Below are 13,591 nucleotides of genomic sequence, written 5' to 3' on the forward strand. Positions count from 1 at the left end.
TAAATATTTTAAACTCTTAAACTTAATATTATGTCATCTACTAAAAAAAGTTCGATGTTCTCTATAATCGGGGCATCATCAGTAGGAACCATGATAGAATGGTACGATTTCTATATTTTTGGAAGTCTGGCCACTATTATTTCCACAAAATTTTTTCCAGCTGGAAACGAAACATTGAGCTACTTAAGTACGCTTGCAACTTTTGCCGCTGGATTTATTGTAAGGCCATTTGGTGCTTTATTCTTTGGTAGACTTGGGGATCTTATAGGCCGTAAATATACCTTTATGGTTACGCTACTTTTAATGGGTGGAGCTACATTTTTAATTGGTCTAATACCATCTTACGAAACCATAGGTATGCTGGCCCCAATAGGTGTTCTTTTATTGAGGTTGCTTCAAGGACTTGCTCTAGGTGGTGAATATGGTGGGGCGGCTACTTATGTGGCTGAACATTCCCCTGACAATGAAAGAGGCTATATGACCTCTTGGATTCAGATTACGGCCACTGCTGGTTTGATTATATCTTTAATCGTAATAGCCATCACTAAGGCTTCACTTTCTAAAGAGGCTTTTGATGATTACGGCTGGAGAATTCCTTTCTTAGCCTCTATTATAATGGTGGGTGTTTCTTATTTGATTCGTAGAAACATGCACGAGTCTCCTCTATTTGCCAAAGTCAAGTCAGAAGGCAAAACTTCTGCTAATCCATTAAAAGAATCGTTTGGAAATAAATTAAATTTCAAATTTGTACTATTGGCACTTTTGGGTGTTACGATGGGTCAAGGTGTGGTTTGGTACACCGGTCAATTTTATGCCATGTCATTCATTGAGAAAGTAATGAATGTGCCTAAAGAACAAGTAGATAGTATATTGATTTGGGGACTTTGCTTGGGTACACCTTTCTTTGTATTGTTTGGTTGGTTATCTGATAAAATCGGAAGGAAATGGATCATGATGGCAGGTATGTTGGTTGCCATTTTATCTTACCGAACCATATATTCTAACATGTATGATAGGGCAGATATCAAGCTAAAAACTGAAATTGTTGACAAAGCCACTTCGATTGCAGAAATAAAAGAAAATGCCAAAAACAAAAATGGTGGTATGGATTCAGTTTACACCGTAACCAAGGCCTTTGAAGATGGTACCACTTACAAAGAAGTTAAAACCGTAACTTTGAACAACGGGGCTGTGGATATGAAAGATGGAAAAGCTGTAATAGATGTTAAAAAGACAGTTACTATAAGCGATTCAGACAAGTGGTTTTTGGTTTTAATGGTCTTTATTCAAATGCTTTTCGTAACCATGGTTTACGGTCCTGTAGCGGCTTTTTTGGTGGAAATGTTCCCAGTTAAAATCAGATACACATCGATGTCCTTGCCTTACCATATCGGAAATGGTATATTCGGAGGATTATTGCCAGCCATTGCAACTTTCTTGGTAACCAACGCCAAAGGTCTCAACGACAAGGCTAAAGAGGCTAGACTTGAAATAATGCCAGTTGAAAAACCTTATTTGGAAGGACTTTGGTATCCTATCATTATAGCGGGTATTTGTTTCGTCATCGGAACCATCTACCTGGATAGTAAAGACAATAAAGTTAACGATTAATCATAAACCATCATTTTATTTAACATTATCATGAATATTATAAAGAAATTATTAGGTGTAGTTTGGATACTAATTGGCCTTGCTGCAGTTTATTATTTAATCATCAATCAAGCAATTCCACTTTGGAACAAAGGCGGAGAAAACAGAATACCCGCTGTCATATATACGGTTATTTTAGGGCCTATGATTGCTGGTTCTCTTGGAGCATTTGGCTTATTCTCCATCCAGGGAGAATACGACGAGAAATAGTTAAAAAATTAGCCAGAATATGCGTACTGTTCGGGCACAATAAAAAGATTATAGTTTTTTAATATTTTTTGAATTTTTACAGTCAAATATTTTATTGAAAAATTATGGTATTAGGGTTAAATATAGCAATATATGCCAATTGAGAGTAAAATCCGTTGGCATATATTCTCAAAAACCTTAAAAACATATTATCATATGGGAAACAAGACCAAAGAACAAAAGCTATTTTTACTTTTCATACTGTTATTAGTTTTATTGAATTTTCCGATAATTTCGATTATTCAAAATGACCAATATATTGTGGGTTTTCCTTTGAAAATAGTAATAGTTTTTATTATTTGGTTTACTATTATAATGTTTGCGGCGATTTTCGTGAATCGAAAAAAATGAATGGATTTTTAATCTCAGTAGTTTCTGTACTCTACTTAGGTTTCTTATTTTACTTGGCTTTTGTGGCCGAACGTTTCAAAAGTAAAAAAAAGAGCCTGATTGACAATCCCTATGTCTATGCCTTATCGCTTTCGGTGTATTGCACGGCGTGGACATTTTACGGAAGTGTGGGTAGAGTTAAGCAAACCGGTCTGGAATTTCTCTCGGTTTATATAGGTCCTACCTTGGTTATGTTGCTGGGCTGGAGTGTTTTGAGAAAAATCATCCGAATATCTCATGTTCACAGTATTACAAGCGTAGCCGACTTCATTTCTGCCAGATATGGCAAATACCGTTCTTTGGGAGTTTGGGTTACTATTATTTCGCTTTTGGCGGGAATTCCATATATCGGTTTGCAAATCAAGGCTATTTCTAAAAGTTTTGAGATATTGTCTGGTATGACACATGGCCAATATTTTTACCAAGAACCGGCATTTTATATTTCTATGCTTTTGGTGGTTTTTACCATACTTTTCGGAACTCGTAAAGTCCAAGCCAACGAAACCCACGAAGGTATGATATTCGCTATAGCTGCTGAGGGTATTTTCAAGCTTTTAGCTTTTTTGGCGGTGGGTATTTTCGTTACTTTTTGGATGAATGATGGCTTTGCTGGAGTTTTTGAGAAACATTATTATCAAAAAGAAATCCAAAAAGCTTTCGATTTTGAGAAGCAACCGGGTTACGGCAACTGGTTCATGCATATTTTGGTTTCGGCGTTTTCATTTATGTTTTTGCCCAGACAATTTCAGGTAGCGGTGGTCGAAAATCAAAATGAAAACAACCTCAAACAGGCCATTTGGTTATTACCACTTTATATGTTTTTGATCGATATTTTTGTGATACCCATCGCACTTACTGGTAGTTCAATATTCGCAGGCAATCCTAACATTCTTGCTGATAATTACGTGATTGAACTTCCACTCAGTGTGTCGGCTAATATCATTGCACTTATTGCTTACATCGGTGGTTTTTCGGCTGCTACCGGTATGATTATCGTAGAAACTATTGCTATCAGTACGATGCTAACCAACAGTTTGGTGTTGCCGGCTCTCTTGGAAAACAAAAGGTTTAAAGAAAAATACACATTCCGTATTATCAATTTTGCGGTATGGATTCGTCGTGGGGCTATTATTTTGACAGTTCTTCTCGGCTTTTTTTATTACAAAACTGTTGCCAGTTATTTCTCACTGGTCTCTATTGGTTTGATTGCCTTTGTAGCCATTGGGCAGTTCGGACCTATTATTTTGGGCGGAATTTTCTGGAAAGGAGCCACTAAAGCTGGAGCATTGCTGGGGCTTTTATCAGGTTTCACCATTTGGTTGTTTTCGCTCATTTTACCATCTCTTTTAACCGATTCGTCGGGTCAATATATCAACACTTTTGTGGCGGGTTTCTTCGAGTTTTTTGCACATTTCAAAATCCAAGGATTCGATGATATCTCAAATACTACTTTTTGGAGTTTATTGGTGAATTCTCTCCTGTATTTTGTGGTTTCTATGTGTACCGAAGTGTCGCCTTCAGAGGCAAAACAAGCCTTACTTTTTGTGGATGTTTTTAAATATTCCACCAAAGAAGGTCAGTCGGTTTTGTGGAAAGGAAAAGCCAGAAATGAGCATTTGATAGAGCTTTTGGTGAGTTTTATTGGTAGTATGCAGGCCAAAGAAGAACTGGAGGATTTCGCTCGAAAAAACAATATAGATTTGAAAGACGTCACTGCGGATCCCAAGTTGGTGAGTTATGTTGAAAACACCATCAGTAGCATTATCGGTACATCTACGGCTCGCATGTTGGTGGCTTCCATTACCAAAGAAGAAGTGGTGAGTATCGACGAAATTTTGGAGGTGTTAAAACGCTCACAAAAGATTGTGGAAGACAACCAAGAGCTTAAAAATAAGACACATCAGCTCGAAAAACTCTCGAAAGAACTTAAAACTACCAACGAGAAATTACAAAAATCAGATACTATCAAAAATGAATTTCTGACCACCGTAACACATGAAATAAGAACACCCCTAACTTCTATAAAAGCACTTTCAGAGATAATTTACGACAATGAAGATTTGGAGTTTGACCAAAAAAAGATTTTTCTAAACACCATAATCGACGAAACAGACAGGTTGAGCCGTCTGGTAAATCAGGTTTTAGATCTTGAAAAATACGAATCTGGTAAGCATAAATTGATTAAGAAAAATATAGACATTTCGCACCTGATAGACAATGTTTTTCTAAGAATGGAGGAGTTGGCCAAGGAGCGAAATGTAAAACTCAAAAGCTTTATTCACAAAGAAATAACGGGTTTCAAGGCGGATGAAGACAAACTGATTCAATTACTAATAAATTTAGTGTCCAACGCCATTAAATTCTCAAGAGCAGAAAACGGTTGGGTTTTATTGAGTGTAGATATGAGCAAGAAGAAAGTGCTTTTTACGGTTGAAGACAATGGTTTAGGTATACCGCAAGAAATGCAAAGTAGAATATTTGAAAAGTTTTATCAAGCTGATAATCAAGGTTCTATAAAAGAAAAAGGCAGCGGTTTAGGTCTTTCAATAACAAAAAAAATAGTTGAAATTCACAAAGGAAGCGTGTTCTTGGAGAGTATGCCAGATAAAGGCACCAAAGTAATAGTAAGTTTCCCCAATTAAAAAACAAAGGTCATGATTCGAAGAAATGAATTAAAAGTATTGATAGCAGACGACGAACCAAGCATCTTGATGTCTTTGGAGTTTCTTTTCAAAAAAGAAGGTTACAAAGTTCTGATAGCAAGGGACGGTCAGGAAGCCATAAATATGTTTGATTTGGAGCAACCAGCCATTATGATTTTGGACATCATGATGCCCAATGTAGATGGTTACAAGGTTTGTTCTTATGTCAAAACAAATTACAAAATAAAAGCTCCTAAAGTGGTTTTTTTAAGTGCCAAAAACAAAGAGACAGAAATAGAACACGGCTACGAGTTAGGTGCAGATTTGTATATTCCCAAGCCCTTTTCCCCACGTGAATTAATTAAAAAAGTCAATTTGATAGCAACAGACATGTTGTAAAAAATATAAAAAATGGAGTACAATCATTTTTATCAACAAAGTATTTTAGAAAAAGGTAAGTTTTGGGGAAGAAAAGCCGCGAAAATCGCATGGTACAAAGCCCCGAAAACGGTTCTGACTTTAGACAAGCATGGCTACTATAAATGGTATCCCGATGGTGAGCTGAATACCTGTTATTTGGCTGTTGATAAACATGTTAAGGATGGTAAGGGTGATGATTTAGCCATGATTTATGACTCGCCAGTAACCCATACCAAAAGGAAATATACTTATGACGAAGTCAAACGAAGAGTTTCTAAAATAGCTGGAGCTTTGCGTCATAAAGGTGTAGAAAAAGGGGATACGGTCATCATCTATATGCCTATGGTGCCTGATGCTGCCTTTTCTATGTTGGCTTGTGCTCGTTTAGGGGCAATACATTCAGTAGTTTTTGGCGGATTTGCTCCGCACGAATTGGCTATCAGAATAGACGATGCCAAGCCCAAAGTCATCATTTCGGCCAGCTGCGGTATTGAGTTTGACAAAATAATTCCTTACAAACCACTTTTAGAAAAAGCCATAGAAGAAGCTGAACATCAGCCTAGTGCTTGTCTTATTCTGCAAAGAGAAATGCACGTCTGTTCGCTTCAAGAAGGCTTCGATTTTGACTTTGATGAATCTGTCAATGCAGCTGAACCAGCAGATTGTGTTAAAGTGAAAGCAACTGATCCATTGTACATTTTATACACTTCTGGAACTACAGGTAAGCCGAAAGGCATAGTGAGAGACAATGGTGGACATGCCGTAGCCATGCAGTTTTCCATGGATTACGTTTACAATACCAAAAAAGGTGATGTTTTTTGGGCGGCTTCAGACGTGGGTTGGGTGGTGGGGCATTCCTACATTGTTTATGCACCTCTGATAGCTGGTTGCACCACTGTTTTCTTTGAAGGTAAACCAGTAAGAACGCCCGATCCGGGCACGTTTTGGAGAGTTATAGAAGAGCATAAAGTAAACATATTTTTTACTGCTCCAACGGCTTTCAGGGCCATCAGAAAAGAAGATCCCGAGTCAGAATACTTGAAAAAATACGATTTAACTAGTCTAAGATCTATTTTTGTGGCGGGTGAAAGATGTGATCCATCTACGCTAAAATGGCTTCAAGAAATTACCCAAAAACCCATCATCGACCATTGGTGGCAGACAGAAACTGGGTGGGCGATAGTGGCCAACATGATGGGTGTGGAGCAATTTCCTGTAAAAGAGGGCTCAGCCACGAAACCCGTTTGTGGTTATGAAGTTCAGATTCTTGATGAAACTGGAGAAATTTTAGGACCCAACCAAGAAGGTTTCGTGTGTATCAAAGAGCCACTTCCTCCGGGTTGTTTACCCACGCTTTGGAACGACGACGAGCGTTTTCAGGAATCGTATATGGAAAAGTTTCCTGGATACTATTTAACCGGAGACGGCGGATATATTGACCCAGACGGTTATGTTTTCATCATGGGTAGAATTGACGATGTCATCAACGTAGCAGGTCATAGACTTTCCACTGGCGAAATGGAGGAGATTGTGAGTAGCCATACCGCCGTTGCCGAATGTGCGGTCATAGGAATTGAGGACGAACTTACAGGCCAGAAACCTTTGGGCTTGGTGGTTTTGAAAGATACCTCAACAATCTCAGGAGAGGAGGTTCAAAAGGATTTGGTGGCCTTGGTTCGGGCTCAAGTGGGTGCAGTGGCAGCGTTCAGAACGGTGGTGATTGTCAAAAGGTTACCCAAGACCCGTTCAGGCAAAATCTTAAGAAAAACCATGCGTATGATAGCTGATGATAAGGTATTTACGGTGCCGTCAACGATAGACGATCCAGCCATTTTAGAAGAAATAAAAGTGATTTTACAAGTTAATAACATAGGTTTAGTTTCAAAAAAACAATTTTAAATAAAAATACATCAATGAGAATTAGAAGTTTTGAGGATTACGAGAAAGCTTACAAAGAAAGCGTAGAAGATCCCGAGAGTTTTTGGGGTGAAGTAGCCCAAGAATTTGTGTGGAAGAAACCTTGGAAAAAAGTCTTAGAGTGGGATTTTAAAAATTACGACGTCAAGTGGTTTAAAGGCGGCAAGATGAACATCACCGAGAATTGCCTCGATCGCCACGCCCAAAATAAGCCCAATCAGCCAGCCATCATTTGGGAACCAAATGATCCTGCTGAAGAGTCTATTACGCTGACTTACAGGGTCTTATTTGATAGAGTGTGTAGCTTTGCCAATGTGCTGAAAAAGAATGGTGTAGTCAAAGGTGACATTGTGTGTATCTATATGCCGATGATTCCTGAATTGACCATTGCCGTTTTGGCTTGTGCCAGAATCGGAGCCATTCACTCGGTAGTTTTTGGTGGATTTTCGGCCCAATCTATCGCTGATCGTATCAACGACAGCCAGTGTAAAATGGTCATCACAACCGATGGAGCCGTTCGTGGAGCCAAACACGTACCGATGAAAGACACCGTGGACGATGCCTTAATCGGCTGTCCGTCCGTGAAAAAGGTAATTGTAGCTACACATACCCGCACGCCCGTTTCGATGATCAAAGGCCGTGATGCTTGGTGGGAGCACGAGGTGAAACTCGTAAGTGCCGACTGCCCAGCCGAAGAAATGGACTCAGAGGATCCATTGTTCATTCTCTATACTTCGGGTTCTACAGGCAAGCCAAAAGGCGTGGTGCATACCTGTGGAGGATACATGATTTACAGTACCTACACTTTCCAGAATGTTTTCCAATACGATCCAGGTGATGTGTTTTTCTGTACAGCAGACGTGGGTTGGATTACCGGACACTCTTACATCATTTACGGCCCCTTGGCTTCAGGAGCACAGTCTCTGATGTTTGAAGGCGTACCGACTTATCCTGACGCTGGCCGTTTCTGGGACATTATCGACAAGCACAAAGTGAATATTTTCTATACTGCACCTACGGCCATCAGGTCATTAATGGGCTTTGGCGATGAGTATTTCAAAGACAAGGATTTGAGTTCACTAAAGGTGCTGGGTTCGGTAGGAGAGCCTATCAACGAGGAGGCATGGCATTGGTACAATGACAATATAGGTAAAGGCAAATGCCCGATTGTAGATACTTGGTGGCAGACAGAAACAGGCGGTATCATGATTTCGCCATTGGCCGGAATCACCAAAACCAAACCTTCATTTGCAACATTGCCCTTACCAGGGATTCAGCCGATGTTGGTAGACGAGCATGGTGTGGAAATTGAAGGAAATGGCGTAAACGGAAACTTGGTCATCAAATTCCCATGGCCATCCATTATACGCACCACTTGGGGTGACCACGAGCGTTGCAAAACGACTTATTTCTCCACTTACCCAGGCTTGTATTTTACGGGCGACGGTTGCCAAAGAGACGAAGACGGATACTACAAAATTACGGGTAGGGTAGACGACGTGATCAACGTTTCTGGCCACAGAATAGGTACAGCAGAGGTAGAAAATGCCCTGAACATGCACACCGGTGTGGTAGAATCTGCTGTGGTGGGTTATCCGCACGATATCAAGGGGCAAGGCATTTATGCCTATATCATCTGTGAGGAAACACCAGAAGATCCAGAGATGACCAAAAGAGATATCCTGATGACCGTAACACGTGTAATTGGACCCATAGCGAAGCCAGACAAAATATTGTTTGTTTCAGGCTTACCAAAAACCCGCTCAGGCAAAATCATGAGGCGTATCCTCAGAAAAATAGCCGAAGGCGACGTAAAAAACCTTGGTGATATTTCAACACTTCTCGACCCAACCGTTGTAGAAGAAATCGTAAAAGGAGCTGGGTATTAAATTATAAAGTTTTAGAGTTTTTGAAAAAATCGAAGTCTGTTTGGGCTTCGATTTTTTTTGTTTTTTGTGCGGAAATATTGTTAGATTTTTAAACAAATGATTTTTAGTGTTTTATGTTAAAATTTGTTTCATTGCATAGGCATTTTTCGAACTTTTTTGTCTCATTACATAGGCAATTTTCGAGTTTTTATGTTTCATTACATAGGTAATTTTAGTATTTTTTTGTCTCATTACATAGGTAAATTGAAGTAATAATTGAACAAAAGAATGCCAGTTGGCTATAGCTGATATTCTCGATTTAGAAAGAATATATTGGTCTAACCTATTGAAGAGTTTTTCTTGGCGACTTTAGGTGAAATAAATTATACTGTATTTCGAGCAAAACTTTAAGTCCATTACTACGAGGGTGCAAGTATCAAAAGGATAGAGGTAATGTCTTAAGGATCAATTTAGATATTTAGTTTAAAACTATAATATGAATCACCAAATATTTAAATTTTACTATATTTTTGTAAAGCGATAAATTTTATTTTTTAGGATTAAATTTTACCAAATATGAGCACAATTTTATTGACAATAGTCACCAGTCTTTTTAGTTTCAACCCAATATCCGATTCCGTAAATATCCCAGATAAAAATTTTGAATCGGCATTAATTGAAAAAAAGATTGATTCTGATAAAAAGTTGAATGGTAAAATTTCAACTGTAGATGCTTTAAATGCCGAAGAATTGAATCTTTACAACAAGTCAATTAATGACTTAAAAGGAATTGAGTATTTTATCAATCTCAAGAAATTATTTTGTTCTGAAAATAATTTGAGCAAAGTAGATTTGTCAAATTTGAAAAAATTGACATCATTACATATTGGTTCAAATAGGCTTAAAGATTTAGACATTACAGAATTAACGAGTTTAGTTAATTTGAAAATTGATGGTAATCAACTAATACAAATCGATTTGTCAAAGAATATTAATCTTAAATATTTTGATGCTGGATGGAATGGAATTAACAAAATTGATTTTTCGAATAATATAAATTTGGATGAAGTAATATTAATGCATGGGAATAAAATTGATTCCCTGAATTTTTCTAAAAATATAAATCTTCGAAAATTACTTATTGATAAAATTGAATTAAAACACCTAATCCTAAATCCAAAAATATTTTCAGTATTCGCAGAGAAAAATTTATTAACGGAAATAGATCTTAGTACATGCAGTGAGATAGAATACTTAAATCTATCTAAAAATTCAATAAATAGCATTGATTTGGAAAAAAATAAGAAACTTAAAAGTTTGGCCGCAGATTATAACCCATTAAAGAAAATAGATTTATCCAATAATAAAAAATTGCAATTTGTCTCACTAATTAGTACTCAACTGCAAGGTGTATTTAGTTTTCAATTGCCAGAATTGAGGAAAATAAATTTAGATTATAATAGTATCGTGAGTTTTGAGAGTAAACTTTATCCGAATTTGGAATATTTGAACCTTAATTTTAACAAAGTTTCATTCTTGGATTTAAGCAAGAATTTACAACTACAGGAGCTGCATCTAGAAAGTACTAACCTTGAAAAGTTGGATTTGAAGGGGAATATTAGATTAAAAGAATTACATGCATATAAAAACAAAATTTCAAAAATTTCATTGCCAGATAGTTTAAAATGGATTGGAATATCGAAAAACCCTTTAGAAGAAATAGATTTGAAAAATAAATTAATGTTACAGTCACTACATGTTGATGGTACTTTATTAAAAAAAGTAGATTGTAGTGACTGCAAGAAAATAGCTTATTTAGGATGTGATAAAATTCTAACATTGAAAGAAATTATATTGCCAACTTCTCCAACTATTTCGTTTTCTTTAAGAAAAGACTCAAATGTGCAATTATCAAATATTCCCAAAGATTTAGTCTATAAATATGATGAAGTGGATACTAGGCATATTTTTACTAAAATTCCTCCAAAAAAAGTTAAGAGCCCCTTTGATTACCCTGAAGGACCTCCCGAGGTTATTGAAACAATTCGACAAAAAAACTGAGCAAGTGTAAAAGATCTATTTTTTTTCATTTTGTCCATCCAAAGCCATCCCTTTACGGGACTCTGAATAAAGCAGCAGTGCCTATTTGTGATCTTAGGAAAAAGCAGACTCCATAATGGAGGCTTTCCTCGAACTTAAAAAAAAGCACCAGTCATTTAAAACTGGTGCTTAAATATTATTTCTATACAATATCACCTCAACAACCCGACCGGCAATTCCTTCTCCAACAGGTTTTTATAGATAAATTGGGTTTTTAGGTTATCGAAATGTAGGCCTTTGTTGCCGCCCCAGCCATGTCTTCCGCCTGGGTAAAACATCATCTCAAAGTCCTTTTTCTTTTCTTGTAAGGCATCTATGAGTTGTATGCTGTTTTGGAGGTGTACGTTGTCGTCCATGGTGCCATGTACAATCAGAAGTTTGCCTTTGTAGTTATCCACATATTTCAATATTCCGCCGTTTTCGTAGCCTTCGGCGTTTTCTTGTGGGGTATCCATAAAGCGTTCGGTGTAGGCAGAGTCGTAGAGTTTCCAGCTGGTTACACTTCCGCCCGCCATGCCGTGGGTAAATACATCAGAGCCTTTTGTAAGTGCCAAGCAGGTCATATAACCACCATAGCTAAAGCCCGTTATGGCTATTTTTGTTGGATCGGCTATGCCTTTTTTTATGAGATCTTTTATCATGGTTTTGTAGTCGTCAAGTTCCCATTTGCCGAGGTTGCGGTGCATATAAGCCACGCCTTCTTTGCCAAAATGACCACTGGCTCTGTGGTCCAAAGCCACCTGAATAATGCCTTCTCTTGACAACCACTGCGATCTGGCACTCCAGTTCCAGGAGTCATACACCGTACCGGCATCTGGGCCACCATAAATACTTACAATAACAGGGTATTTTTTACCAGCCACGTAGTTTTCTGGGTATACAATGGTCATTGGTAAATCAAACTTGCCATCGTCGCTTTTTACTCTTACCAGTTCAGGCTTGTTGATGGCATAATTGTCATATTCTGAGCCTTTTGCTGAGCCGAGGTCTTTCACTATTTTGCCGGTATTGTCTATGATGGCCAAGGCGTTTGGTGTGCTCAAGTTCGAGTAGGTTGTTACGAAATAGCTCAAATCTGGCGAGGCTTCTATTCTTCTGTGGTTGAAATCTCCGAAAGTCAGACGTTTCATGTTTTTGCCGTCTAATCCTACGCGGTAAAGGTCAAATCTGGCTGAGTTTTCCAATCCTCTTGCGTGGAAATACAAAACACGGTTTTTTTGGTCTATGCCTTTTACTTCGGTTATGGTAAATTTGCCTGAGGTAATTGGGTTCTTCAATTTGCCATCTATTCCGTGCAAATACAATTGCTTCCAACCGGTTTTATCGCTGATGATGATCATTTCTTTTCCTCCGTCCAATACGGTCAATCTTTCGGCGGCTTCGTCTATGCCTATCCAAGAGTTTTGTTTTTCGTCATACAGCTCCGTTTTTTTGCCTGTTTTGGGCGAAACATTAAAAAGCTTTAGGTTGTCGTTGCCTCTGTTGATCCACTGGACCATCAAGCCTGAGCCGTCTGACATCCACTCTGGCCAACCAAAATATTGGTCTTGGTTTTCGTCAAAATCTGCCCAAGTGGTTTTATTGCCGTCTGGATCTACAAACGCTAATTTAGCAGTTGGATTTGGGTCACCAGCTTTCGGGTAGCGAGTTTCTTCTATGAATCCATGCTGACCTTCACTGCTATAAATCGGGAACATCGGTGTCTTAGACTCATCAAATCTCATGTAAGCAATGTTTTTGCTATCAGGACTCCACCAATAGGCTCTGAAAAGTGTCGGTCTACCGAATATTTCTTCCCAATACAACCAAGTCGCAAAGCCATTCAAAGTAGTTTTTGTTCCATCAATGGTGAGTTGGGTCTCTCTTTTGGTTTTTAAGTTGTATGTGAAAAGATTGTTATTTTTGGTATAGGCGATGTAATTGCTATCGGGTGAAAACATCGGGTTTTTCTCTATAACATCTTGGTCATTGGTAATTTTTGTTTCGCCTTGAGCGGTGCTTAGATACAAATCGCCATTTTTCAAAGTTACTTTTTTTGAAGGATTCACTGCTTTACTTACATCTATATTGCTGGCGTCTTCTATTTGTCCACTTTTCAGATTCAGCACCACGTTTTTCATACTTTCTGTCGGCGAGGGCTTCATGTAAATCAACACTCTGTCGTTATCTAACCACTTATTGATGGTCGGTAGGGATTGCAAAAAGTTGTCGGGGTTTTTATTGGCAATGAGCAGACTGCTCTCTATCTTTTTTTGTTGGGCCGATAGTGTGGAAGAAACAAATAAAAAGAAAACAAATATTTTTTTCATGCGTTTGATGATTAAAGTTTAGGTAAAAATAAGTGCAAATCTTATC

Annotated in this window: 8 protein-coding genes; 7 read left to right on the forward strand and 1 reads right to left on the reverse strand. The window is 38.0% G+C overall.

Annotation, left to right across the window (positions count from 1 at the left end; translation table 11 throughout):
* The first annotated feature begins 54 nt into the window (after window positions 1–54).
* From EGI24_RS05330 to EGI24_RS05360, 7 genes are all read left to right on the forward strand, one after another.
* Entirely contained in the window at window positions 55–1,611 is a 1,557-nt protein-coding gene (locus tag EGI24_RS05330) for an MFS transporter (RefSeq protein WP_255047323.1), read from the forward strand.
* A 30-nt stretch (window positions 1,612–1,641) separates the two neighbouring features.
* The gene (locus EGI24_RS05335) at window positions 1,642–1,860 is read left to right on the forward strand and encodes a DUF6814 family protein (RefSeq protein ID WP_255047324.1); all 219 of its coding nucleotides are present in this window, start codon (window positions 1,642–1,644) and stop codon (window positions 1,858–1,860) included.
* Window positions 1,861–2,246: 386 nt separating this feature from the next.
* Window positions 2,247–4,931, forward strand: coding sequence for a sensor histidine kinase (locus EGI24_RS05340; protein ID WP_255047325.1), 2,685 nt, complete (start codon window positions 2,247–2,249; stop codon window positions 4,929–4,931).
* Between the two features lie 12 nt (window positions 4,932–4,943).
* On the forward strand, window positions 4,944–5,330 hold the full coding sequence (locus tag EGI24_RS05345) for a response regulator transcription factor (RefSeq protein WP_255047326.1): 387 nt from the start codon (window positions 4,944–4,946) through the stop codon (window positions 5,328–5,330).
* A 12-nt stretch (window positions 5,331–5,342) separates the two neighbouring features.
* Window positions 5,343–7,250 (forward strand): propionyl-CoA synthetase, encoded by a 1,908-nt coding sequence (locus EGI24_RS05350; protein ID WP_255047327.1) that lies wholly within the window; start codon window positions 5,343–5,345, stop codon window positions 7,248–7,250.
* Window positions 7,251–7,264: 14 nt separating this feature from the next.
* The gene (gene acs, locus EGI24_RS05355) at window positions 7,265–9,157 is read left to right on the forward strand and encodes an acetate--CoA ligase (RefSeq protein ID WP_255047328.1); all 1,893 of its coding nucleotides are present in this window, start codon (window positions 7,265–7,267) and stop codon (window positions 9,155–9,157) included.
* A 555-nt stretch (window positions 9,158–9,712) separates the two neighbouring features.
* A complete protein-coding gene (locus tag EGI24_RS05360; protein ID WP_255047329.1) occupies window positions 9,713–11,197 on the forward strand; it encodes a leucine-rich repeat domain-containing protein in 1,485 nt (494 codons plus the stop codon).
* Between the two features lie 191 nt (window positions 11,198–11,388).
* Here the strand turns inward: EGI24_RS05360 and EGI24_RS05365 are convergent, their stop codons facing one another.
* Window positions 11,389–13,545: a DPP IV N-terminal domain-containing protein gene (locus EGI24_RS05365; protein ID WP_255047330.1), complete on the reverse strand. Its 2,157-nt coding sequence runs from the start codon at window positions 13,543–13,545 to the stop codon at window positions 11,389–11,391.
* Window positions 13,546–13,591: the final 46 nt, after the last annotated feature.

It is taken from the genome of Lacihabitans sp. CS3-21, from assembly GCF_024343675.1.
Lineage (GTDB): Bacteria > Bacteroidota > Bacteroidia > Cytophagales > Spirosomataceae > Leadbetterella.